This is a genomic window from Micromonospora zingiberis, from assembly GCF_004331455.1.
Lineage (GTDB): Bacteria > Actinomycetota > Actinomycetes > Mycobacteriales > Micromonosporaceae > Micromonospora > Micromonospora zingiberis.
In genome coordinates this window covers 245,086-269,521 of the sequence record NZ_SJJR01000005.1, presented here as the reverse complement: position 1 = coordinate 269,521, position 24,436 = coordinate 245,086, and the positions used below count along the sequence as shown (strand labels likewise).

General features: G+C 72.3%; 17 protein-coding genes. 10 read left to right on the top strand and 7 right to left on the bottom strand.

Annotation, left to right across the window (positions count from 1 at the left end; all coding sequences use genetic code 11):
• Positions 1-5: 5 nt before the first annotated feature.
• Positions 6-1,397 carry a DedA family protein gene (locus E0H26_RS10640; RefSeq protein ID WP_131303409.1) on the bottom strand — a complete coding sequence of 464 codons (1,392 nt, stop codon included), beginning with the start codon at positions 1,395-1,397 and terminating at the stop codon, positions 6-8.
• Between the two features lie 129 nt (positions 1,398-1,526).
• Between E0H26_RS10640 and typA the strand changes: the two genes are divergently transcribed.
• The 4 genes from typA to E0H26_RS10620 all read left to right on the top strand — a co-directional run bounded on the left by typA (position 1,527) and on the right by E0H26_RS10620 (position 6,502).
• On the top strand, positions 1,527-3,395 hold the full coding sequence (typA, locus tag E0H26_RS10635) for a translational GTPase TypA (protein WP_131303408.1): 1,869 nt from the start codon (positions 1,527-1,529) through the stop codon (positions 3,393-3,395).
• A gap of 74 nt (positions 3,396-3,469) precedes the next feature.
• Complete coding sequence (locus E0H26_RS10630) at positions 3,470-4,342, top strand: serine hydrolase (protein WP_131303407.1); 873 nt, start codon at positions 3,470-3,472, stop codon at positions 4,340-4,342.
• An 86-nt stretch (positions 4,343-4,428) separates the two neighbouring features.
• Positions 4,429-5,526, top strand: coding sequence for a mandelate racemase/muconate lactonizing enzyme family protein (locus E0H26_RS10625; RefSeq protein ID WP_131303406.1), 1,098 nt, complete (start codon positions 4,429-4,431; stop codon positions 5,524-5,526).
• A 61-nt stretch (positions 5,527-5,587) separates the two neighbouring features.
• A complete protein-coding gene (locus tag E0H26_RS10620; protein ID WP_131303405.1) occupies positions 5,588-6,502 on the top strand; it encodes a C40 family peptidase in 915 nt (304 codons plus the stop codon).
• A gap of 19 nt (positions 6,503-6,521) precedes the next feature.
• Here E0H26_RS10620 and E0H26_RS10615 read toward each other — a convergent pair whose 3' ends face one another.
• Positions 6,522-7,520 carry a TerC family protein gene (locus E0H26_RS10615; RefSeq protein WP_131303404.1) on the bottom strand — a complete coding sequence of 333 codons (999 nt, stop codon included), beginning with the start codon at positions 7,518-7,520 and terminating at the stop codon, positions 6,522-6,524.
• 383 nt (positions 7,521-7,903) lie between these two features.
• Between E0H26_RS10615 and E0H26_RS10610 the strand changes: the two genes are divergently transcribed.
• Positions 7,904-8,203, top strand: coding sequence for an antibiotic biosynthesis monooxygenase family protein (locus E0H26_RS10610; protein WP_131303403.1), 300 nt, complete (start codon positions 7,904-7,906; stop codon positions 8,201-8,203).
• Between the two features lie 180 nt (positions 8,204-8,383).
• Here the strand turns inward: E0H26_RS10610 and E0H26_RS10605 are convergent, their stop codons facing one another.
• On the bottom strand, positions 8,384-9,238 hold the full coding sequence (locus E0H26_RS10605; RefSeq protein WP_131303402.1) for a helix-turn-helix domain-containing protein: 855 nt from the start codon (positions 9,236-9,238) through the stop codon (positions 8,384-8,386).
• Positions 9,239-9,348: 110 nt separating this feature from the next.
• Positions 9,349-11,457, bottom strand: a complete 2,109-nt coding sequence (gene uvrB / locus E0H26_RS10600) for an excinuclease ABC subunit UvrB (protein WP_131303401.1) — start codon at positions 11,455-11,457, stop codon at positions 9,349-9,351.
• 300 nt (positions 11,458-11,757) lie between these two features.
• Here uvrB and E0H26_RS10595 point away from each other — a divergent pair, with 300 nt between their 5' ends.
• Positions 11,758-13,416, top strand: a complete 1,659-nt coding sequence (locus tag E0H26_RS10595) for a hypothetical protein (protein ID WP_206025004.1) — start codon at positions 11,758-11,760, stop codon at positions 13,414-13,416.
• A 37-nt stretch (positions 13,417-13,453) separates the two neighbouring features.
• On the opposite strand, the gene coaE is transcribed toward E0H26_RS10595, so the two are convergent.
• Together coaE and rpsA are read right to left on the bottom strand one after the other, a co-directional pair.
• Positions 13,454-14,635 (bottom strand): dephospho-CoA kinase, encoded by a 1,182-nt coding sequence (gene coaE / locus E0H26_RS10590; RefSeq protein ID WP_131303400.1) that lies wholly within the window; start codon positions 14,633-14,635, stop codon positions 13,454-13,456.
• Between the two features lie 137 nt (positions 14,636-14,772).
• Positions 14,773-16,260, bottom strand: coding sequence for a 30S ribosomal protein S1 (rpsA, locus tag E0H26_RS10585; RefSeq protein WP_131303399.1), 1,488 nt, complete (start codon positions 16,258-16,260; stop codon positions 14,773-14,775).
• A 512-nt stretch (positions 16,261-16,772) separates the two neighbouring features.
• Here rpsA and E0H26_RS10580 point away from each other — a divergent pair.
• From E0H26_RS10580 to E0H26_RS10570, 3 genes are all read left to right on the top strand, one after another.
• Positions 16,773-17,579 carry a class I SAM-dependent methyltransferase gene (locus tag E0H26_RS10580; RefSeq protein WP_131303398.1) on the top strand — a complete coding sequence of 269 codons (807 nt, stop codon included), beginning with the start codon at positions 16,773-16,775 and terminating at the stop codon, positions 17,577-17,579.
• A 135-nt stretch (positions 17,580-17,714) separates the two neighbouring features.
• Positions 17,715-17,933: a hypervirulence associated TUDOR domain-containing protein gene (locus E0H26_RS10575; protein ID WP_131303397.1), complete on the top strand. Its 219-nt coding sequence runs from the start codon at positions 17,715-17,717 to the stop codon at positions 17,931-17,933.
• Positions 17,920-18,351, top strand: a complete 432-nt coding sequence (locus E0H26_RS10570; RefSeq protein ID WP_131303396.1) for a DUF3140 domain-containing protein — start codon at positions 17,920-17,922, stop codon at positions 18,349-18,351. The genes E0H26_RS10575 and E0H26_RS10570 overlap by 14 nt, the downstream gene beginning before the upstream one ends.
• Positions 18,352-18,418: 67 nt before the next feature.
• Here E0H26_RS10570 and polA read toward each other — a convergent pair whose 3' ends face one another.
• Positions 18,419-21,118, bottom strand: coding sequence for a DNA polymerase I (gene polA / locus E0H26_RS10565; protein WP_131303395.1), 2,700 nt, complete (start codon positions 21,116-21,118; stop codon positions 18,419-18,421).
• A gap of 495 nt (positions 21,119-21,613) precedes the next feature.
• Between polA and E0H26_RS10560 the strand changes: the two genes are divergently transcribed.
• Positions 21,614-24,370 (top strand): AfsR/SARP family transcriptional regulator, encoded by a 2,757-nt coding sequence (locus tag E0H26_RS10560; RefSeq protein ID WP_131303394.1) that lies wholly within the window; start codon positions 21,614-21,616, stop codon positions 24,368-24,370.
• The last annotated feature ends 66 nt before the right edge of the window (positions 24,371-24,436 follow it).

Below are 24,436 nucleotides of genomic sequence, written 5' to 3'. Positions count from 1 at the left end.
AGCAGCTAACGACCAGCGAAGTGGCCCCCCGACAGCCCGCCTCGGCGTCGCATCGACGGCCCGCCAGCAGCCACGGCGCGGTCCCGGGTGGCCCAGGCGACCATGAACACGGCCGTCCATCCCGCGCCCAGCAACACCGCGGCGACGGTACCGCTGGCCGTACTCAATCCCAGGTAGAGCCGCGCACCGCCGATGCCGACCACGCCGGCCACGGCGGTGGTCCACAGGGCCACCGCGACCGGCCACCGCGCCTCCCGGGACAACAGCCAGGCCAGCATGCAGAGACTGGCCGTCACCACCGCGTTCTGGGTGGAGAACTGCACCACCCGCCCCCCGGCGGCCAACTCGGTCACCACCGCCAGGACGACCAGCGGCACGAACGCGCCGATCGTGCCGACCACGCTGAGCAGGTCGGCCCGCCAGGGCCGGTGCCGCCAGGCCTGCACCACCGCCACCACCGCCACCAACATGATCAGCGCCGAGCCACGCAGCACCGTCACGGCAAGCTGCGTCACCTCGACCGCGTCGGGCGTACGCCGCGCCGCGAACCAGCTCGCGATCGCACCGTCGACCAGGGCCAACCCGCTGTGCCGCACCACCGCCCGCAGCGCCCCGGCGACGACCAACGCGACCAGGAACAACAGCCCCACCCCGGCCGCCAGGTTCGCCAACAACGCCCAGGTCGGCCCCAGACGCAGACTGAGCAGGAAGAACAGCAGCCCGTACCGGGCCGACAACCAGCGCACCGGCGGCAGCCGGGCGGCCCAGGCCAGCAGCGCCCGTACCGGATCGGGGTTGCGACCCAGCCACCGGCCGCCCAGCACCACCACCACGAGCGCCGCCACCAGCGCCAACACCGCCCCGGTCGCCTGGCCCAACAGTCGGGACACCGTGTCGTACGACTCACCCGCCAGATTCCCCACCAGTACCGAGCCGCCGACCCAGGTCACCACCCCGGCCAGGTTCCACGGCGCGAACCGCCGGTAGGGCATGCCCGCCGCCCCGGCGAGCCGGGGCACCAGCGTCCGGGCGAACGCCACCCAGCGGGCGGTGAACACTCCCCGGCCGCCCATCCGCCCGACCATCGCGTCGGCCCGGGCCCACCGGTGCGGCCCCACCCGCGCGCCCCACCGGCTGGCGCGCAGCCGGGGACCGTAGCGCCGGCCGGCGCGGAACGCCACGGCATCGCCCGCCACGGCGGCCAGCACCATCACCAGCAACGCCGGACCGAGCCGGAGGGTGCCGGTGTAGGTGAGAAAGCCGACCAGCAGCAGGGTGGCCTCGCCGGGGGCCACCAGCCCGACGATCACCGCGGTCTCCCCGGCGACCACCAGCGCCGCCACCACATAGATCAGCCACGGCGGCAGGTGTTGCACCGAGCTCAGCAGTTCATGCACACCGGTCCCCCGGGTTCACCTCGACCAGACTGCCCCGCAAGTGTGACAGTGTCGGCGGGTGGGTGGCGGTACCCACCCAGGGCGACCCCGACGCCGCACCGCATCGGCACAGGCGGGAGGATGGAGCCCATGCAGCTTCGCACCGACCTCCGTAACGTCGCCATCATCGCTCACGTCGACCACGGCAAGACCACCCTGGTCGACGCCATGTTGCGGCAGGCCGGCGCCTACGGCGCCCGGGGCGAGGTGACCGAGCGGGTGATGGACTCGATGGACCTCGAACGGGAAAAGGGCATCACCATCCTGGCCAAGAACACCGGCGTGCGCTACCTGCCGGCGGACGGCTCCGACCCGGTCACGATCAACATCATCGACACTCCGGGCCACGCCGACTTCGGCGGCGAGGTCGAGCGCGGGCTGACCATGGTCGACGGGGTGGTGCTGCTGGTCGACGCCAGCGAGGGCCCGCTGCCGCAGACCCGGTTCGTGCTCCGCAAGGCGCTCAAGGCCCGGATGCCGATCATCCTGGTGATCAACAAGGTGGACCGTCCCGACGCCCGGATCAAGGAGGTCGTGGACGACACCTACGAACTCTTCCTCGACCTGGACGCCGACGAGGAGCAGATCGACTTCCCGATCGTCTACGCCTGCGCCCGCGACGGCATCGCCTCGCTGACCCAGCCCGCCGACGGCTCCGTGCCGGACGACAGCAGCTCGCTGGAGCCGCTGTTCCGCACCCTGCTGGACACCATCCCGCCGCCCGCGTACGACGAGCAGGCCCCGTTGCAGGCCCACGTCACCAACCTCGACGCCTCCCCGTTCCTCGGCCGGCTCGCGCTGTGCCGGGTGCGTCAGGGCACCATCGCCAAGGGCCAGACCGTGGCCTGGTGCCGCACCGACGGCAGCACCCAGCGGGTGCGCATCTCCGAGCTGCTGATGACCGAGGGCCTGGAGCGCAAGCCCGCCGACTCGGCCGGGCCGGGCGACATCATCGCCGTCGCCGGCATCCCGGACATCATGATCGGCGAGACCCTCGCCGACGCGGAGAACCCGGTACCGCTGCCGCTCATCACGGTCGACGAGCCGGCCATCTCGATGACCATCGGCACCAACAACTCGCCGCTGGTCGGCCGGGTCAAGGGTGCCAAGGTCACCGCCCGGATGGTCAAGGACCGCCTGGACAAGGAACTCGTCGGCAACGTGTCGCTGCGGGTGCTGCCCACCGAACGCCCCGACGCCTGGGAGGTGCAGGGCCGCGGCGAGCTGGCGCTGGCGATCCTGGTCGAGCAGATGCGCCGTGAACAGTTCGAACTCACCGTCGGCAAGCCCCAGGTGGTCACCCGGGAGATCGACGGCAAGACCTGCGAGCCGGTGGAGCGACTCACCATCGACGCGCCGGACGAGTACCTCGGCGCGATCACCCAGCTGCTGGCCACCCGCAAGGGCCGGATGGAGCAGCTGGTCAACCACGGCACCGGCTGGATCCGGATGGAGTGGCTGGTCCCGGCGCGCGGCTTGATCGGTTTCCGGACCGAGTTCCTCACCGAGACCCGGGGCACCGGCATCCTGCACCACGTCTTCGAGTCCTACGAGCCGTGGTTCGGCGAGCTGCGTACCCGCAACAACGGCTCGCTGGTCGCCGACCGGTCCGGCAGCGTCACCGCGTTCGCGATGACCAACCTCCAGGAGCGTGGCCAGCTCTTCGTCGAGCCCGGCACCGAGGTGTACGAGGGCATGATCGTCGGGGAGAACTCCCGCTCCGACGACATGGACGTCAACATCACCAAGGAGAAGAAGCTCACCAACATGCGCTCCTCCACGGCCGACGAGACCGAGAAGCTGATCCCGCCGCGCAAGCTGTCGCTGGAGCAGGCCCTCGAATTCTGCCGCGAGGACGAGTGCGTCGAGGTCACCCCGGCCGCCGTACGCATCCGCAAGGTGACCCTCGACCAGACGCAGCGGGCCCGCGCCACCGCACGCCGCAAGCACGCCGGCTGACCACTGTTAAGAAGGGGCCCCTTCACCGCACCAGACGTTAAGAAGGGGCCCTTCCTTTCCGTTACCCTCGGCGGGTGATCTTCGGGGGGTTCGACGCGCGTCTCGACGCGGTGCCGGGCACCATCTCGGTGTACGCGGGCCGCCTCGACGCCCCGCCCACCTGGACCCGGCACGCCGAGGCCACCCACTACGCGGCGAGCACGATGAAACTGGCGGTGCTCGCCGCGTTGCACCGCAGCGCCGAGGCCGGCGGGCCCGACCTGGACACCCCGGTCGAGGTCGCCAACCGGTTCATCTCGGCCCGACCGGACGCGCCACCCTTCTCCTGCGTCCGCCAGCACGACAACGACCCCGCCGTCTGGGACCGGCTCGGGCAGCGGGCCCCACTGCGGTGGCTCGCCGAGCGGATGATCGTACGGTCCAGCAACCTCGCCACGAACCTGCTCATCGAGCACGTCGGGCTGCCCGCCGTGGCGCAGGTCTGGGCTCGGGCCGGTGCCCGGCACAGCGTCACCGGACGCGGCATCGAGGACTTCGCCGCCCGCGAGGCCGGCATCAGCAACCTGGTCACCGCCGCCGACCTGGCCGCCCTGCTCGGCGCCGTCGCCACCGGCGCCACCCGGGCCGGGCCGATCGCCTCGCCCGCCGGCTGCGCCGCGATGCTCGACGTGCTCTGCGCCCAGCAGATCCGGCAGGACGTCGCCGAAGGGCTACCCGCCGGCACCCGCCTCGCCCACAAGAACGGCTGGGTCCGCGGCGTCCGGCACGGCGCGGCGGTGGTCTTCCCCGACGACGCCGCGCCCTACCTGCTCGTGGTCTGCACCACCACCCGGCTCAGGGACGGTCAGCGCAGCGAGGACACCGACATCGCGGCCCGCCGGTTGGTCGCCGACATCTCGGCCCGGGTCTGGCGGGCCCGCCACGACCTCACCCCCGCCGGCCCGTAAACTCCGCCGCCACCGGCCGACCGTGACCCCGGCCGGCGCCCCGCCGTCGCCCCACGGCGGCAGGTCGCGCCGATAGGGTGCCGCACATGACGATCACCGCGATACGCACCCATCGTCTCACCGCTGCCCTGCACACCCCCTTCGTCACCGCGCTACGCCGCACCACCACAGTCGACACCCTGGTCGTGGAGCTCGTCGACGCCGACGGCCGCTCCGGGTTCGGCGAGGCACCGCAGGTCTGGCAGGTGACCGGTGCCTCGGTCGCCGGGGCCGAGGCGTGCGTACGCGAACTGCTCGCGCCGACCCTGACCGGCCGCGACCCGGACGACCTGACGGCCCGGTGCGCCGAGGTACGGCGGGCGGTGGCCGGCAACGAGGCCGCCCGGTGCGCGGTCGACGTGGCCCTGCACGACCTGGCCGCCCAACGTCTCGGCGTACCGCTGGTCAGGTTGCTCGGCGGCACCCGCCTGCGGATACCCACCGACATCACCCTCGCCGCCGGTGACGTGGCGGAGGTGGTGGCGGCGGCTCGCCGGCGCGTCACCGAGGGTTTCGGGGTACTCAAGCTCAAGGTCGGCACGGACGCCGCCGGCGACCTGGACCGGGTCCGCGCGGTCCGCAACGCGGTCGGCGGTGGGGTGCGGATCCGGTTGGACGCGAACCAGGGTTGGACCCCACGCGAGGCGGTCCGGGTCATCCGCGGCATCGAAGACGCCGGGCTCGGCGTCGACCTGGTCGAGCAGCCGGTCCACCGGCGGGACCTGGACGGGCTGGGCTGGGTCAGCGACCGGGTGCAGACCCCGATCCTCGCCGACGAGTCGGTCTTCGACCTGCGGGACCTGGTGGAGCTGATCCGCCGCCGGGCGGCCGACCTGGTCAACGTGAAGCTGTCCAAGTGTGGCGGGCTGTCCACCGCGCGGACGATGCTGGAACTCGCCGCCGCGCACGGCGTGGGCACGCTGGTGGGCTCCATGATGGAGAGTCAGGTGGGGGTGGGCGCCGCCGCCAGCCTGGCCGCCGCCCACCCCGGCACCGCCGTCAACGACCTCGACGCGGCGTGGTGGCTGGCCAGCTCGCCGGTCTCGGGCGGCCTCCGGTACGACGCGGCGCACGTCGTCCTGCCGGACGCACCCGGACTCGGCATCACCTCGGTCTCCGAAGCATTAATTCACGCCGATGGTTGATAGCTGTCGGAAAGTTTCATAGGGTCCGACAGTTGGGGGTGCAACCGGCCGGGGGGTCGATGTGCAACAGGGCGCCGAGGCGGTGGTTCGGGTCACCGTCGGCGCCCTGTGGCAGGCCCCCGAAGCAGTCCGACCGGTCGACGCCCCGGCGCTCGGCACACCCGCCGACGTCGGGGCGTGGGTCGCCGGCCTGGACCCGGACCAGCGGGTCGGCGGCTGCGTGCTCAGTCAGCTTCTGCTCGGCGAGCGGGTGCTGATCACCGCGCTCCGTCCGGACGGCTGGGCACAGGTGGTGGCGGTGGAACAGGCGTCCGCCCGCCTCGACCCGCGCGGCTACCCGGGCTGGCTGCCGGCAGCGCACCTGACCCCGGCCCGAACGGCCGCCGACGGCACGCCACAGGTCGTCGTGGACGCCACCGTCACCGCCCTGCACACCAGGCCGGACGGTCCGGTCGCGCTGCCCGGGGTGGTCCTCGGCACCCGCCTGGTGCCGGCCGGCCCGCCGCTCGACGGTTGGCGCCCGGTCCATCTGCCCGGGCACGACGAGCCGCTGTGGCTACCGGCGGTGCATCTGGCGCCGGCACCGACCAGGCCACCCACCGCCGCGGAGATACTGGCCGTGGCATCGCGGTTGCTCGACGTCGGCTACCTGTGGGGCGGCCTGTCGGCGTACGGGATCGACTGTTCCGGGCTGGTCCACCTGACCTGGCGCCGGCTCGGCGTGCCACTCCCCCGCGACGCCAGCGACCAGGCCGCCGCCGCGCAGCGGGTCGAACTGGGCACGGAACGCCCCGGTGACCTTTACACCTTCGCCCAACCCGGTAGCCGGGTCCACCACATCGGCATCGTCACCGCCGCGCCACAGGGGCACGGCGAGCGGCGCATGCTGCACGCCTGTTACCGGCACCGCAAGGTGCTGGAGGAGCGGCTGCCCCCCGAACGCACCGCGACCCTGGTGGATGCCCGCAGGTTCTGAGGTGACCGACGGCGTCGCCTCAGCCGCGCGCCCCGGCGAGTTCCCGCCGCCGGTCCCGCGACGACTTGACCAGGCTGGCCACCGTCGCCACGGCCAGGGTGGCCACGATCACCAGCAGGGAGAGCCAGATCGGGATGTGCGGAGCCCAGCCCACCGGGTCACCGCCGTTGAGGAAGGGCAGGTTGTTGTCGGCCAGCGCCTCCAGGATCAGCTTGACCCCGATGAAGCCGAGCACCACCGCCAGGCCGTAACTCAGGTAGATCAGCCGGTCCAGCAGCCCGCCCAACAGGAAGTAGAGCTGCCGCAGCCCCATCAGCGCGAAGACGTTGGCGGTGAAGACGAGGTACGGCTCGTGGGTGATACCGAAGATCGCCGGGATCGAGTCCAGGGCGAAGATCAGGTCGGTCGTCCCGATCGCGATCATGACGATCAGCATCGGGGTGAACATCCGCCGGCCCTGCTCCCGCGCGGTCAGCCGCGCCCCGTCGTAGCCCCGGGAGATCGGTAGCGCCCGGCGGCTCCACCGGATCAGCACGTTCTCCTGGAACTCCTCCTCGGCCGACTCGCCCTGCCGGGCCAGGTTGACCGCGGTGTAGATCAGGAAGGCGCCGAAAAGGTAGAAGACCCAGCTGAACTGCGAGATCAGCGCGGCTCCTGCGGCGATGAAGCCGCCCCGCATGACCAGCGCCAGCACGATGCCGATGAGCAGCACCTTCTGCTGGTACTGCCGGGGCACCGCGAAGCGCGCCATGATGATCATGAAGACGAAGAGGTTGTCCACCGAGAGGCTGTACTCGGTCAGCCAGCCGGTGTAGAACTGCCCGGCCACGCTCCCCCCGGCGGTGAGCCAGAGCCCGACGCCGAAGAGCAGGGCAAGCCCCACATAGAAGGCGACCCAGAGGCTCGACTCACGCACGCTCGGCTCGTGCGGACGCCGCCCGATGATGAACAGGTCCACCAGGAGCACCGCGGTCAGCGCGACGAGCGTGATCGCCCACACGAGTCCGGACACATTCACAGTCTCATCCTCCGGCAGGCACCCAGCAACCGGCACACCGCACGCCTCACCGGGGAGACGGCCGCCTGCCGACCACGCTGGCACAGTGGCTGTCGGAGGTCTCTTCCGCCACCGCCACCGACGGCGACCGGCGGCGCCGGGCCGAGCCACCGGGAGAACCGGTGCCGACCGTGCTGACGACTCCGCCACAGGGGAGTACTCCCCTCCGCGCCGACCATTGTGGCGCACGACGGCCGTCGGTCGTAGGGCGGTCCACCCTCAGGCGTGGACGCCGCCACACCGCCTAGGTTTCCTAGGAGGCTAGGGGATGTACGGCGGCCCGGGGGATGAGAATCTCGCCGGCCCGGACACCGAACCGCGCCCCGACATGGCAGGCTGCCGGCATGGTTCTAGAGGTCGCGCTCATCGACGTGGTACCCGGCCGGGAGGACGCCTTCGCCGCCGCGTACGCCGAGGGACACCCGGTGCTGGCCGGCACCCCCGGCTGCCGCTCGGTGCGGATGACCCGAGGTGTGGAGTCCCCCTCCCGATTCGTGCTGCTGGTCGAGTGGGACTCGGTCGAGGCGCACGAACAGAACTTCCGGGCCAGTGAGCGATTCGTCCGATGGCGGGAGCTGATCGCCCCGCACTTCGCCGCCCCGCCCCGGGTCGAGCATTTCCTCGACGTACCCGCCTCGTCCTAGCCGCGGATCTTGGTGCGAAACGGTCCCCATAGAGGCCGTTTCGCACCAAGATCCGCGAGTCACCCTGGTCGGCGGCGACGTCGGTAAAATTGTCGTACCCCTGACCTATCCTGCGCCTCGCGTCGGCACCGACTCCCGACGGCTACGGGGGCGCCGGGCCCGGTGTCGACGCGCCACCACTCACCCGTCCAGCCAGCGGGTCAGCGCCTGGGCCGTCTCCTGCTCCGGCAGCGCCACCGCCAGCAGGCAGTCGGTCATCCGCTCGTACCGGTCGACGTCGGTCGCGGTGGTCAGCCGGACATCCATGGTCAACGCCTCCAGCATCACCGTCCGCGGATCCGCCGGATCAGGGAACGAGTAGCAGGAGAACGGGGTGAGCGGCACCGGCCCCCACCCGACCCCGGCCGGCAGCAGCCGGATCGTCACGTGCGGCAACCCGGTCAGTTCGAGCAGGTGCCGCAGCTGCTCGCGCCGGACCTCGACCGGGTCACCGGCCGCCTCGCAGGCCGCCTCCGTGATCAGCGCCGTGTAGCGCGGCGGCTCGACCCGGCGCAGCACCGCGTGCCGGGCGGCCCGGGCCCGCAGATCGGCCTCGACATCCACCTCGGGATCCATGAGCTGGCCGGCGGCGATGCGCAGGCGTGCGTACGCCGGGGTCTGCAACAGGCCCGGCACGATCGAGGGCTGGAACTCCACGATGCCCGCCGCGCCGGCTTCGAGTTCGGCGTACGTGCGCTGCCGCTCGCCCATCTCGCCCAGCGCCTTCCACCAGCCTCGGCTGGTAGCGGCATCGCGGGCGATGACGATCAACGCATCGCGCTGCGACGGCGGCACCTGATAGACGTCGAGCAGGTCCAGCACGTCGGCCAGATCGGGCCGGCTCTGCCCCAACTCGATGCGGGACAGCTTCGAGGTGGATGCCCAACCGAGCCGGTCACACACCTGTTCCAGCGTCAGTGCCTCTCGTCGCCGGAGCTGTCGCAGCTCGGCGCCGAGTCGCGCTCGTCGAATGACCGGACTCGTTGGTAACGGCATCCCCGCCTCCCCACGGAGGGAGAGTACGCACGACGATCACCCAGCGCAATAGGACGCTCGCATTCCGCTATTCTCCCCGGCTGGCACAGCTAGCGGCGAGAAGGTCAGGCTCAGCGCACCCCGGCGGCGTCCATGCCACGCAGTTCCTTCTTGAGATCGGCGACCTCGTCGCGGATCCGGGCGGCCAACTCGAACTGCAACTCCCGCGCGGCGGCCAGCATCTGGTCGTTGAGTTCCTGGATGAGCTGCGCCAACTCGGCCCGCGCCATGCCCTCCCGGGCCGGCGTGCCAGCGCCGGGGCGGACCCGACTGCGGGTCTCCTTGACCGGGGCCTTGCCCCGGGACAACTGCCGCACCGCACCGCCGACCCGGGTCGCCTCGGTGTCCTCCGCCTCCCGGTAGATGTCGTCGAGGATGTCGTGGATCTTCTTGCGCAGCGGCTCGGGGCTGATCCCGTGCGCCTCGTTGTGCGCGGTCTGCTTGGCCCGCCGCCGGTTGGTCTCCTCGATCGCGTCGGCCATCGACGGCGTGATCTTGTCGGCGTACATGTGCACCTGTCCGGAGACGTTACGGGCCGCCCGGCCGATGGTCTGGATCAGCGACCGGCCGCTGCGCAGGAAGCCCTCCTTGTCCGCGTCCAAGATCGCCACCAGGGACACCTCGGGCAGGTCGAGCCCTTCCCGCAGCAGGTTGATGCCGACCAGCACGTCGTAGTCGCCCCGACGCAGCTCGCGCAGCAACTCCACCCGGCGCAGCGTGTCGACCTCGGAGTGCAGGTAACGCACCCGGATGCCGTTCTCCAGGAGGTAGTCCGACAGGTCCTCGGCCATCTTCTTGGTCAGCGTGGTGACCAGCACCCGCTCGTCGCGCTCGGTGCGCAGCTTGATCTCGTGCATCAGGTCGTCGATCTGGCCCTTGGTCGGCTTGACCACGACCTCCGGGTCGACCAGGCCGGTCGGGCGGATCACCTGCTCGACGTACTCACCCTGGGCGTGTTCCAGCTCCCACGGCCCCGGGGTGGCCGACAGGAAGACCATCTGGCCGACCCGCTCCAGGAACTCGTCGAACCGCAACGGCCGGTTGTCGGCGGCGCTGGGCAGCCGGAACCCGTGGTCGATCAGCATCCGCTTGCGGGAGGCGTCGCCCTCGAACATGCCGCCGATCTGCGGGATGGTCACGTGCGACTCGTCGACGACGGTAAGGAAGTCGTCGGGGAAGTAGTCGAGCAGGCAGTGCGGCGGGCTGCCGGGCAGCCGGCCGTCGATGTGCATCGAGTAGTTCTCGATGCCGGAGCAGAAGCCGACCTGCCGCATCATCTCGATGTCGTACGTGGTGCGCATCCGCAGCCGCTGCGCCTCCAGCAGCTTGCCCTGCCGCTCCAACTCGGCCAGCCGCTCGGCCAGCTCGACCTCGATGTCGCGGATCGCCCGCTCCATCCGCTCCGGACCGGCCGCGTAGTGCGTCGCCGGGAAGATCAGCAGGTGGTCGACCTCACGCACCACGTCCCCGGTCAGCGGGTTGAGGTAGTAGAGCTTCTCCACCTCGTCGCCGAACAGCTCGATCCGCACGGCCAGTTCCTCGTACGCCGGAATGATCTCCAGGGTGTCGCCGCGGACCCGGAAGGTGCCGCGTTGGAAGGCCATGTCGTTGCGGGCGTACTGGATGTCGACCAGCCGGCGCAGCAGCTGGTCGCGATCCAACTCCTGGCCGACGGCGACCCGCACCGCCCGGTCGAGGTATTCCTCCGGGGTGCCGAGCCCGTAGATCGCCGACACGGTGGCGACCACCACCACGTCGCGGCGGGTGAGCAGCGACATGGTCGCCGAGTGCCGCAGCCGCTCGACCTCCTCGTTGATCGAGGAATCCTTCTCGATGTACGTGTCGGTCTGGGGGATGTACGCCTCGGGCTGGTAGTAGTCGTAGTAGGAGACGAAATATTCCACCGCGTTGTCCGGCAGCAGCTCGCTGAACTCCTTCGCGAGCTGGGCGCAGAGCGTCTTGTTGGGCGCCAACACCAGCGTGGGACGCTGCAACCGCTCGACCAACCAGGCCGTGGTGGCGCTCTTGCCGGTGCCGGTCGCGCCGAGCAGCACGGTGTGCCGGTCACCACGGCGGACCCGCCGCTCCAGATCGTCGATCGCCGCCGGTTGGTCGCCGGCCGGCTGGAACTCGCTGACGACCTGGAAGCGGCCGTCGAGCCGGGGAATGTCGAGCGCCATGACCCCACCGTACGCCGGGGGCCCGACACTCCGGGGCGACTACGCCCAGCACGTGATCGGCCTCAATATTCGCATTGTGTGGTCCTTCTCACCCGGCTACGCTTTTGCCGTAGGCCGCTCGCGGCGGCCGACCGGGCCGGTGGCGGGCCGCACAGGCCACGCCGCCCCCGGCACAGTGGGTCGCAGCACCCGGCAATGCGGCGTGCGCACCCGACGTGGTCGCGCTGACAAAGCGCAGACCGGCCGCCGCGAGCGCCGCCACGTCGTCACCCGAGCCTGGTCCGAGGCGTTCATCCTCCCGTGGAGAACAGCTCACGACCGGTACCCGGCGCCCGCAGCACCGATCGTCCCGGTCCGGACGAACCGACCGCCAGCCCTGCCCGCTCCGGCCCCCCGGCGGGTGCTCCGGGCAGCCGAACCGACCGGCGGCACCGCGGCGGTCCCCGGCGACATCGCGCCGGCATCGGGCCACCCGCCGGGCTCGGTCTCGGCAGCGCCGAGCAGGCCACCGGCCAGCCGGGCCAGCGGCCCGGGGAACGCCGCGCCGGGTTCACCCACCGCCTACTCGACCCGGCCGCCGCCGACCCCACCGACGACGACCTCGCCGGGGTCGACGAGGACGCCGACGAGGCCCGGCAGAGATCAGCCCGCCACCGCCGACTCACCCTCACCGGGCTCGCCCTGACCGCCGTGGTCGCCGCCATCATGCTGGTGGCCACCCTGGTCAACTGGGCCCCGGACGGGCCGGCGGCACGCGAGCTGACCTCGGCCGAGCGGGACCGGCTGGCCGTGATGCGGGTGACCAACTACCGCGACCTGCGCGCCGGCCTGCATGTCACGGTCGGCGACGGCACGAGCCGCACCGACCTGCTCGGCTGGGTCGACTGGGCCCGGCAACTGGTCTACCTCGACGTGGGCGGGCCCGGCGCCGGCCCACTGCGCGGTCTGGCCCAGGCCAGCCCCACCGTCCTGGTGATCCGGCCCGATCCGGCCGCGGTCCCGGCGCCCGCGATGCCACCGTTGATCCCACCGACCGACGGCTGGCGGGTGCCGGCCGACCAACGGCTGGCACCCCTGCTGGCCATGATCTTCGCGCTGGGCGCCGATCGGCCCGACCCGACCGATCAAGTGTCGGGCCGTTGGGTCGGCCGCGACCACCGCAACGGCGAGGACGTCGACATCCTGGAGGCCGCACCGCCGGTCGCCGAGCCGGCGGTCACCGGTACCCGTTACTGGCTGGATTCCGCGGGGCGGCTGCACCGGCTGGAGACCACAGTCACGGCGGTCGGGCCGGTCACCGTACAGCTGAACCGCACCGACCGGCCGACCCTGCGGCCGGTCGACGCGCTGGGCGGTCGCCCCGGCCTGCCCCGCGCTCTCAACACCGCCGAACGGGACCGCTGGCGGCGCCTGTCCGACCGGTTGCGGGCCGCCGGCGGCGCGACCGTCACGTTGACCGTCCCGGCGTCGGCCGGCACCAACCTGCGCGGCACCGGCTGGCTGAGCTGGACCTCGCGCACCGCCTACCTCGGCGTCACCGATCTCGACACCGACGGCACCCGGACCCTGGTCCGGCAGGACCGCGACAAGGTCACCCGGATGGCGGCGCCGTCATCGGGCAACCTCACGGAGCCACCGCCGCTGCCACCGCCCGCCACCGGATGGCAGACCGGCGCGCACCACACCGACGCGCTGGATCCACTCGTGGCCACCGCGCTGCGGGCCGCCCGAGGCAGTGGTCCCGCCGGCACCGCCCGCCGGGTACGCGGCGACAACATCGCCGGCAGCGTGGTCGACGTGGTCGAGGTCGGCACCGGGGCGAGCGCGGCACGCTACTGGGTAGACCGGTCCGGTCTGCTGCGCCGGCTGGAACTGCCGAGCCGGGGCGGTGCCTGGGCGCAGCTCGACCTGACCCCTGGCCGGGTGCCACAGCTGAAGAAGCCGGCCAAGACCCGCTGATCCCGGCACGACCCGTCAGCTCGCATGCGGTGCGCGGCTACGGACGCCATCCGGTCCGGGCCGCCCACTCCTCCGCCCGCAGGTGCTCCTCGTCGAACCACGGGTCCTTCGCCGTGGCGTACGCGCCGCTGTCCGGTGCCGACGCCGCCAGCTCCCGCTTGAGCACCAGGTACGCGGCCCGCCGGTCCGGGTCGGCGCGCAGGTGGTCCCCCATCAACAGGGCGTACCGCCAACCGGGTGATCCGGTCACCCGCAGGTGCAGATGAACCGGGCGGGCCGGATCCGCGCTGCCGTGCAGCCGCTTCTCCCACCGGTCACCGCCGGCCGGTCGGGGGGTGTCCCACCACTCGCCGGGCAGCCGGGGGAAGCCGGCGTCGGCGAGTCGCTGCGCCAACGGTCCGTCGGCATCGGCCAGGGACGGCACGCTGAGCTGGATGTCGATCACGTCCTTGGCGGCCAGACCCGGCATCGCGGTCGAGCCGATGTGGTCGATCCGCAGGTCCGCCGGGGCGATCGCGTGCCGGATCCGGGCGGCCAGCCGGGCGTACTGCTGGGGCCAGGTCGGATCCGGTTCGGTCAGCGTCACCGGACGTGCCCGGACCGCCCGCCGATGTCGCACGTTGTCCTCGAAGGGCACCAACCGGTCGTACCAGAGCGCGTCGAGGGCGGCATGCAGCTGCGCCAGGGTGCCGTCGTTGGTGAGCAGCACGTCCGCCACCGCGGCGCGGCGGGCGTCGTCGGCCTGGCCGGCGATCCGCCGCTCGGCGTCCGCACGACTCATTCCCCGGTCGCGGGTCAGCCGCTCCAGCCGGGTCGCCACCGCCGTCTGCACCACCACCACCAGGTGGTACGTGGGCGCGAGTCCCACCTCCACCAGCAGCGGCACGTCGTTGACCACCACCGCGTCCCCGGGGGCCGCGGCGACCAGCTCGGCCGTACGGGCCCGCACCCGGGTGTGGACGATCGCCTCGAGCCGCCGACGGGCCGCCTCGTCGGTGAAGACCAGATCGGCGAGGGCGGCCCGGTCCAGTGCGCCGTCGGCGTCGAGGACCCGCTCGGAGAAGACGGCCACCACCTCGGCCAGCCCGTCGGTGCCCGGCGCGACCACCTCCCGGGCGAGTCGGTCGGCATCGACGAGCACCGCACCGCGCTCGACCAGCCGCCGCGCCACCGCGCTCTTACCGGACCCGATCCCGCCGGTCAAACCCACCCTCAGCACGGCAACCAGTCAACCCGATCTTCCCCGGGGCACCAAACGGGAGCGGGCTGCCCGCGCGCCGTCCCGCCAACGGCGAGGGCCCCGCCACGACCCGGATGATCCCGGGTCGGGGCAGGGCCCTCGTCTTCGGCAGTGGGTCACTTACCGCCGGCGAGCTTCTCCCGCAGTGCGGCGAGCGCCTCGTCGGTGGCCAGCGTGCCGGCCGGCTCCTCGGCCTGGCGGCTGGGGGCCGCGCTGGTCGAGGTGGTGGTGCCGGTGGCGGCGGGCTGCGGGTTGGCAGCGGCCTCGGCCTCGGCGGCCCGAGAGGTCTGCACCTGCTTCTGGTGCGCCTCCCAACGCTGCCGAGCCTCGGCGTACTGGTTCTCCCAGGTCTCGCGCTGCTTGTCGTACCCCTCGAGCCACTCGCCCGTCTCCGGGTCGAAGCCCTCCGGGTAGATGTAGTTGCCCTCGGCGTCGTAGGTCGCGGCCATGCCGTAGAGGGTCGGGTCGAAGTGCTCCTCGCCCTCGACGAAGCCCTCGTTGGCCTGCTTGAGCGACAGCGAGATCCGGCGGCGCTCCAGGTCGATGTCGATGACCTTGACCATGACCTCGGAGCCGACCTGGACGACCTGCTCCGGGATCTCGACGTGGCGCTCGGCCAGCTCGGAGATGTGGACCAGGCCCTCGATGCCGTCGTCCACCCGGACGAACGCACCGAACGGCACCAGCTTGGTGACCTTACCCGGCACGATCTGCTGGATCGCGTGGGTGCGGGCGAACTGCCGCCACGGGTCCTCCTGGGTCGCCTTCAGCGACAGCGAGACCCGCTCGCGGTCCAGGTCGACGTCCAGGACCTCGACCTCGACCTCCTGGCCCACCTCGACGACCTCGGACGGGTGGTCGATGTGCTTCCAGGACAGCTCGGAGACGTGCACCAGACCGTCCACGCCGCCAAGGTCGACGAACGCGCCGAAGTTGACGATCGAGGAGACGACGCCCTTGCGGACCTGCCCCTTCTGGAGCTTGTTGAGGAACTCGGTGCGCACCTCGGACTGCGTCTGCTCCAGCCAGGCCCGGCGGGACAGGACCACGTTGTTGCGGTTCTTGTCCAGCTCAATGATCTTGGCTTCGAGCTCGCGTCCGACGTACGGCTGCAGGTCGCGCACCCGCCGCATCTCGACCAGGGAGGCGGGCAGGAAGCCACGCAGCCCGATGTCGAGGATGAGGCCACCCTTGACCACCTCGATGACCGAACCGCGGACGACGCCGTCCTCGTCCTTGATCTTCTCGATCGTGCCCCAGGCCCGCTCGTACTGCGCCCGCTTCTTGGAGAGGATCAGCCGCCCCTCCTTGTCCTCCTTCTGGAGGACGAGGGCCTCGATGTGGTCACCGACCGAGACGACCTCTGCCGGATCCACATCGTGCTTGATCGACAACTCCCGAGAGGGGATGACGCCCTCGGTCTTGTAGCCGATGTCGAGCAGGACCTCGTCCCGGTCGACCTTGACGACGGTGCCTTCGACAATGTCGCCGTCGTTGAAGTACTTGATGGTCTCGTCGATCGCGGCGAGGAAAGCTTCCTCGGAGCCGAGGTCGTCGACGGTGACCTTGGTGGCGCTCGAGGGGGCCTCGATGCTGCTCGTCATGTGGGCGGTTGCTCCGGTCGGATGTGTGTCACAGCAGGCTGGTGTCGCAGTGACCTGTGCGCGCCAACGGATCCGTCGGCGGGCCCACCCAAAAATCGCTGAACGAGATCTTGATGTGACTCCGTCGACCGCGCACCTGCTCCCTGCCGAGGCACACGATCCGCGAGCGCATCCTCTACCCTACCCGCTGCATTACCACAGCGTGCAAGCCCTCCCGTCTCCTCATCGCCGCACCACCCGCGAAAGCGGAGATTTCGCCCGACCGCCCCACGGACGCCCAGAGCACCGGCCCTGCCCCGGCACGTCCCCGAGGGCTGGGGCCACGGTCGCCCGGCGGGCACGACACCCGGGCGACGGTCGCCGGGCGCGCACGCCACCCGGTCCGCACGCCACCCGGGCCACGCTGGCCGGGCCACGCTGTCCGGGCGACGGGCGCCGGGCGCGGCACGACACCCGGGGCCAGGTGCCGGGGCGCCGCCGGGAGCGGGCTGGCCGGGGCCTAGCGTGAGCGGGTGGACGAGGACAACCGGGTGACCCGGCGCCGGGTCGGCGACGCCGAGGCGCGCCACGCCAACCGCCGCTGGTGGGACGCGGACGCCGACGCGTACCAGGCCGAACACGGGCACTTCCTGGGTGACGTGGACTTCGTCTGGTGCCCGGAGGGGCTGCGCGAGGCCGACGCCCGGCTGCTCGGCGAGGTGGCCGGACGCCGGGTGCTGGAGGTGGGTTGCGGGGCGGCGGCCTGCGCCCGCTGGCTGGCCACCCAGGGTGCCCGGCCGGTCGCCGTGGACCTCTCCGCCGGCATGTTGCGCCACGCCGGGCAGGCCGCCGAGCGCAGCGGCGTACGCGTACCGCTGGCCCAGGCCGACGCGCTGGCGCTGCCGTTCGCGGCCGAGACGTTCGACATCGCCTGCACGGCGTTCGGCGCGGTGCCCTTCGTCGACGACTCGGCGGCGCTGATGCGCGAGGTGCACCGGGTGCTGCGCCCCGGCGGCCGCTGGGTCTTCTCGGTCACCCATCCGATGCGGTGGGTCTTCCTCGACGACCCGGGCGAGGGTGGGCTGACCGCCGTGCACTCGTACTTCGACACCCGCCCGTACGTGGAGCAGGACGAGCGCGGCGTGGCCAGCTACGTCGAGCAGCACCGCACTCTCGGCGACCGGGTCCGCGAGCTGGTCGCCGCCGGCTTCCGGCTGGTGGACCTGGTGGAACCGGACTGGCCCGAGGGACACCAGGGAATCTGGGGGCAGTGGAGCCCGCTGCGGGGCCGCCTCTTCCCCGGCACCGCCATCTTCGTCACCGAGAAACCCGCCGGCTGACCTCGGCCACGCCCCCGGCCGCGCCACGCGCCACCCCGGCGGTCGGCGGCCCGCTGAGCCAGCCGACAACCGGGACCCCGTGCACCGCGTACCGCCTGGTCGTTTCCGCCCGGTGAGCCCGGGTAACCCGGCGGCATGGCCGACAAGGAGTTCCGCGCGGGCGACCACGTCTCCTGGGCCAGCCACAGCGGCCGGGCGTACGGAGTCGTCAAGGAGAAACTGACCGAACGCACCCACGTACGCGGACACGCGGTGAACGCGTCCCCGGAGGAGCCGCAGTACCGGATCCGCAACGACGACTCGGGCAGGGACGTCGCGCACCGGCCGGAGGTGCTGCGCCGTGAGCAGTCGTGACGATCCCGACCAGACCTACCGGGAGTTCACCGAGGCGGTGAACATGAAGCCCGGCGAGCTGTCCACGTGGCTGGAGACCGAGGAGTCCAAGCACGTCGGCTGGCGCGGGGGCAGCAAGGGCGGTGAGTCGGTCGGCCACCAGTCCGGCCGCCGGATCATCGACCTGCTGCGCCGCAAACGCGACCAGCTCACCGAGGCCGACTTCAAACACATGCGCAAGGTCGTCGGGTACGTCCGGCGACACATGGCGCAGCGGCCGAGCGGCGACGTCCGCGCGACCCGGTGGCGCTACTCCCTGATGAACTGGGGCCACGACCCGGTCAAGGCCCCGCTGCCGCCGCCCGGCGGCCCGTCCCGCAAGGCCCTCCAGCGGCACGGCGCCCCGCCCAAGGAACGCCGAACCCGCCGCGTCGGGTAAATCTTGGTGCGAAAGCGCCCATCTGGGGGCGCTTTCGTACCAAGATCTGGCGATGGGGCCGCCGGGATCAGTGGTCGGCGCTGTTCCAGTCGCGGCCTTCGCCGACGGAGACCTCCAGCGGTACGGAGAGCGGGTACGCCCCACCCATCTCGCGGCGGACCAGCTCCTCCAGCGTGGCCCGCTCTCCGGGCGCCACCTCGAAGACCAACTCGTCGTGGACCTGCAGCAGCATCCGGGAACGCAGCCCGGCATCGCGCAGGGCGGTGTCGACGTGCAGCATGGCGACCTTGATGATGTCGGCGGCGGAGCCCTGGATCGGCGCGTTGAGCGCCATCCGCTCGGCCATCTCCCGGCGCTGCCGGTTGTCGCTGACCAGGTCGGGCAGGTAGCGGCGACGGCCGAGGATGGTGGAGGTGTAGCCGTCCTGCCGGGCCCGGGCGACCACCTCGTGCAGGTAGTCACGGACACCGCCGAAGCCGGCGAAGTAGACCTCCATCAGCCCGCGTGCCTCCTCGGCGGTGATGCCGAGCTGCTGGGAGAGGCCGAAGGCACTCAGCCCGTACGCCAGGCCGTAGTTCATCGCCTTGATCTTGCGCCGCTGGTCCGGACCGACCTCGGCCACCGGCACCCCGAAGACCGAGGAGGCGGTCGCGGCGTGGAAGTCGGCGCCGGAGTTGAACGCCTTGATCAGCGCTTCGTCACCCGACAGATGCGCCATGATCCGCATCTCGATCTGGCTGTAGTCGGCGGTGAGCAGGCATTCGTAGCCCTCCCCCACCACGAACGCCCGACGGATCCGACGCCCCTCCTCGGTGCGGATGGGGATGTTCTGCAGGTTGGGCTCGGTGGAGGAGAGCCGGCCGGTGGCCGCCACCGTCTGGTTGAACGTGGTGTGGATGCGCCCGTCGTCGGAGACCGACTTGAGCAGGCCGTCCACCGTCGACTTGAGCTTGGCCACGTCCCGGTGGCGCAGCAGGTGGTGCAGCAGCGGATGCTCGGTCTGCGCGTAGAGCCACTGGAGGGCGTCGGCGTCGGTGGTGTAGCCAGTCTTGATCTTCTTGGTTTTCGGCAGCGCCAGCTCACCGAAGAGGATCTCCTGGAGCTGCTTGGGCGAGCCGAGGTTGAACTCCCGACCGACCACCGCGTACGCGCTCTGCGCGGCGGCCTTCACCTCGGCGGCGAAGTGCGCCTCCAGCTCGGACAGGTAGTCGGTGTCGGCGGCGATGCCGGTGCGCTCCATGCCGGCGAGGACCCGCATCAACGGCAGCTCCACCCCGGCCATCAGCCGGGCGGACTGCTCGCCGTCGCGGGACAGCTCGGCGTCGATCGCCTCGGCCAGGTCGAGGGTGGCCCGGGCGTGCAGCATCAGATTCTGCTCGGCCTCGCTGTCGCCGCCGAACCCGTCCAGGGTGAGCTGGCCGTCGTCGGGTACGTCGACCCGCAACTCCCGGTGCAGGTAGCGCAGCGCCAGGTCGGTCAGGTCGTAGGAACGCTGGTCGGGCCGGGCCAGGTAGGCCGCGATCTGGGTGTCCCGGGCGATGCCGGCCAGGTCCCAGCCGTGCGCGGCGAAGGCGAGCACGGCGGGCTTGCTGTCGTGCAGCACCTTGGGGCGGGTCTCGTCACCCCACCACCCGGCGAGGGCCGCCTCGTCGGCCGCGTCGAGCAGGCTCGGGTCGAACCAGGCCGCCGCGCCGTCGGCGGTGGCCAGGGCGATGCCGGTGACGGTGGCGGTGTGCCGCCGGTTGGGACCGGTGTCGAGCTTGACCGCCACCCCGGCCGGGGTGCCCGCCGGGGCATGGGTGGCCAGCCAGCCGGTCACCGCGCCGGGGCCGGTGAGCACCTCGCCGGCCAGCTCGAAGCCGGCCTCTGCCTCCGGCTCGACCGCGTCGAGGTACTGGTAGAGACGGTCGCGCAGGATGCGGAACTGGAGGGTGTCGAAGACCTGGTGCACCGCCTCGCGGTCCCACCCCGGCCAGCGGGCGTCGTCGGGGCGGATCGGTAGTTCCAGGTCGGCGACCAGGCAGTTGATGTCGTAGTTGCGGATCACGTCGGCGAGCCGCTCACGCAGGCTGTCGCCGGCCTTGCCCTTGATCTCGTCGGCGCGGGCGATGATGCCCTCCACCCCGCCGTACAGGTTGATCCACTTGGCGGCGGTCTTGTCGCCGACGCCAGGGACGCCGGGCAGGTTGTCGCTCTTCTCGCCGACCAGCGCGGCCAGGTCCCGGTAGCGGCCGGGCACGACGCCGTACTTGGCCTCGACCGCCGCCGGGTCCATCCGGGCCAGGTCGGAGACGCCCTTGCGCGGGTAGAGCACGGTGATCTGCTCGTCGACGAGTTGGAAGGCGTCCCGGTCACCGGTGCAGATCAGCACCGGGATGCCCTGGTCACGGGCCTGGCAGGCGAGGGTGGCGATGATGTCGTCGGCCTCGTAGCCGTCCTTCTCCACCACCGGCACCCGCAGCGCCGCGAGGACCTCCTTGACCAGGCTGACCTGCCCCTTGAAGTCGGTCGGGGTCTCGCTGCGGCCGGCCTTGTACTCCGCGTACTTGTCGGTGCGGAAGGAGCGGCGGGAGACGTCGAAGGCGACCACGATGTGGGTCGGCCGTTCGTCGCGCAGCACGTTGATCAGCATCGAGGTGAAGCCGTAGACCGCGTTGGTCGGCTGCCCCGTCGTGGTGGAGAAGTTCTCCACCGGCAGGGCGAAGAACGCCCGGTAGGCCAGGGAGTGTCCGTCGACGAGGAGCAGGCGCGGCGTCGTAGCTGTCACGGTGCGACTCTAGTCCGTACCGCCGACAACTCCGCGAATCGCCGGTCGTGCGGTCACCGCCGCCTGCCGCAGCCCGGCTGCCACGCTCGGCCGGCCGACCCGGCCCGGCCGCGGCGCGGTTCGTGCCCGGCGTCGCCAGGATCTTCTCGTCGGCGTCCCGGCTCGGACCGGCGGGAAGAAAACGGGAAGGGGCAGCGGCAAGGCTGTAAGGCCGGCACCACGCCCGAGGGAATCCCGGGCACGGCGGATCCAATTCGGGGGCGGGCGGACCACGGGCCGTGGGCCGCCCGTCAGGTTCCGCCGAGCTGTGGCCGCATGGCGCGGGCCGGGCCCATGGCACGGACCGGTCCGCGCCTCGCCCAACTCCTCGACGAAAACACCCGCCCGGCCGACCTCCGGTGCGCTGGGCGGTCGACCCGGGGCGGGATCCGGCAACGGGTGTGGCGGTACTAGGCTGGCGGCTCGCCATCCTGCCTAGTCGACTCGGGGACGCCGTTGGAGCTCCGCCTGCTCGGTCCCATCGAGGTCGGCCACGGCGACGCCGCGATCGTTCCCGGCCGCCGGATGCACCGTCTCCTGCTGGGTCTGTTGGCGCTGCGGCCCGACGCCGTCGTGCCGACCGACGACCTGGTCGAGGCGCTCTGGCAGGGCCGCGCCCCACGGACCGCCCGCTCCATGATCCATTCACGGATTTCCGAACTGCGGGCCGCGCTGACCAGCGGCGGACTCGGCGAAGACCGGATCGCCATCCTGACCAGCGGGGACGGCTACCGGATGGTGCTCGATCCGGAGGCCGTCGACGCCCACCGGTTCCGCCAACTGCTCGCCCGCGCCCGTGGCGACCAGGAGGGTCTCGACTGGCCACAGCGACGCGACATGCTGCGCGCGGCCGTCGGCCTGTGGCGCGGCCCGGCCTTCGGCGGCTGGCTGCCGAACCGCCCCGCGCCCCCCGAGGTGCAGGCGCTCGAAGACGCCCGGCTCACCGCCCTGGAGCAGTGCTACGAGGCGGAACTCAACGCCGGGGCCGACGCCTCGTCGGTGGTGGACGCGGTGACGCCGTTGGCCGCGCAGCACCCGAGCCGGGAACGCTTCACCGCGCTGCTGATGCGGGCGCTCGTCGCCGCCGGACGCGCCGGGGAGGCACTGCGCGCGTACGAACGGCACCGTCGCTGGCTCGCCGCGGAGCTGGGCACCGACCCCGACCCCGCACTGCGGCGCCTGCACCTGGAGCTACTGCGGTCGCTGCCGCCGACGGCCGGCACACCGACCACGACGGCCGCACCGCCCGGGCCCGCCCAGCTACCGGCGGTGCCGGCGGGGTTCGTGGGTCGGCAACGGGAGCTGGCCCACCTCGACGAACTGGTGGACGGCGGGACGCGGACGGTCGCCCTGGTCGGACCGCCCGGAGTCGGCAAGACCGCGCTGGTACTGCACTGGGCGCACGCCCGCTCCCGGCGGCCCGACATCGGCGGGCAGCTCTACGCCGACCTGCGGGGCAACGACGACGCGCCGCCGCTGCCGCCGGAGGCGGTGCTGGAACGGTTCCTGCGGGCGCTCGGCGTGCCGGGCGAAGCCATCCCGGCCGACCCGGAGGAGCGTGCCGCCCGCTACCGGACCGAGCTGGCGCACCGGACGGCGATGGTGGTGGTGCTGGACAACGTCGCCACCTCCGCCCAGGTCCGGCCGCTGCTGCCCGGCAGCGGGGAACACCTGCTGCTCGTCACCAGCCGGCACCGGCTGGACGGGCTGGTGGCCTCGCACGGCATCGGCCGACTGTCGGTGACGCCGATGACCGAGCAGGAGGCGGACGAGTTGCTCGTCCGGGTCGCCGGTCCGGCGCAGCGCGCCTCGCTGCGCCGCGTCGCCGCCCTCTGCGACCGGCTGCCACTGGCCCTGCGGATCGCCTCCGCCCAGCTCGACGAGGGCGGCGCCGCGGCGCTCGCCGACCGACTGGCCGGTGAGGGCTCCCGCCTGGGCCTGCTCGCCACCGAGGACGTGTCGGTCCGGGCCGCGCTCGGCGTCTCCGCGCGGGCGCTGCCGGAGCCGATCCGGGCGATGTTCCGCAGCCTCGGCGTGCACCCCGGCCAGCGGCCGTCCACCCGGGCCGCCGCGGCGCTGGCCGATGTGCCGGTCACCACCGCCCGGGCGCTGCTCGACCAACTGTCGGCCGCGCATCTGGTGCAGCCGATCGCCGAAGACCGCCACCAACTGCACGATCTGGTGCGACTCTTCGCCGCCGAACAGGCGGCGACCCGGCCCGAGGAGGCCGAGGCGGCCCTCGTCCGCGTGCTGAACTGGTATCGGGACGCCACGAACGAGGCGGACCGTACGCTCCGCCCGGCGGAACGGCCCAACTTCGACTCCCCCGATCCGGGCATCCGGTTCGGCACGCCGGCCGCCGCCCTGGCCTGGCTGGACGCCGAGGCCGACAACCTGGTCGCCGCGGTCGAGTCGGCCGCCGCCCGGCATCCCCGGCTGGCCTGGCAGATCGCCGCCGCGATGTACGGCTGGCTGTTCCGCCGGCAGCATCGGGACCGGTGGGTGCAGCTGTACACGCTGGCCGGCGAGGCGGCCCGGGTGGCCGGTGACGTCGCCGGAGAGGCGCTGATCGCCAGTCGACTCGCCATCCCACTCAGCCTGCTCGACCGGCACGACGAGGCGGCCCGCTGCGGCGGCCGGGCGTACCAGCTCCGGCAGGCGTCGGGCGACCAGCTCGGCGCCGCCACGGCGCTGCTCAACCTCGCGGCGATCGAGAACAACGCCGGCCGACCGCAGGAGGCGATCCGCCGACTCACCGAGGCCGAGCAGCAGAGCCGTACCCTCACCGACGCCACCCACCTGCGCGCTCTCGTACGCAGCAATCTCGGCGAGGCACACCTGCTCACCGGACGGTACCGGGAGGCCATCGCGCACTACGCCGCCGCGCTGGAGTTGGCGGAGGCCGGCTGCGGGGCCCGCGACGTGGCGGAGATCCTGGTCGGGCTGGCCCGTACCCACCGGGAGGCCGGCACGGCGCGCGACGCCCTGTCGTACGCCGAACGCGCCGTCACGCAGGCGCGAACGGCCGGCGACGTGCTGATCGAGGCGGAGGCGCGGGAGCAGTCGGGGCGGGCCCGGATCGACCTCGGCGACCTGCCGTCCGGGCTGGGCGAGCTGCGCGGCGCGCTGCGGACGTACCAGCTCAAGGGGCACCGGTCCACCGACGCGCTGGCCCGGTACGTGGCGGAACTCGCCGCCGACGACCTGCCCTGAGCCGGCCGCACGGGTCACGGGTGAGCGGTGCGGCCCCGGCGCGACGGCGTCCGTCGCGCCGGGTAC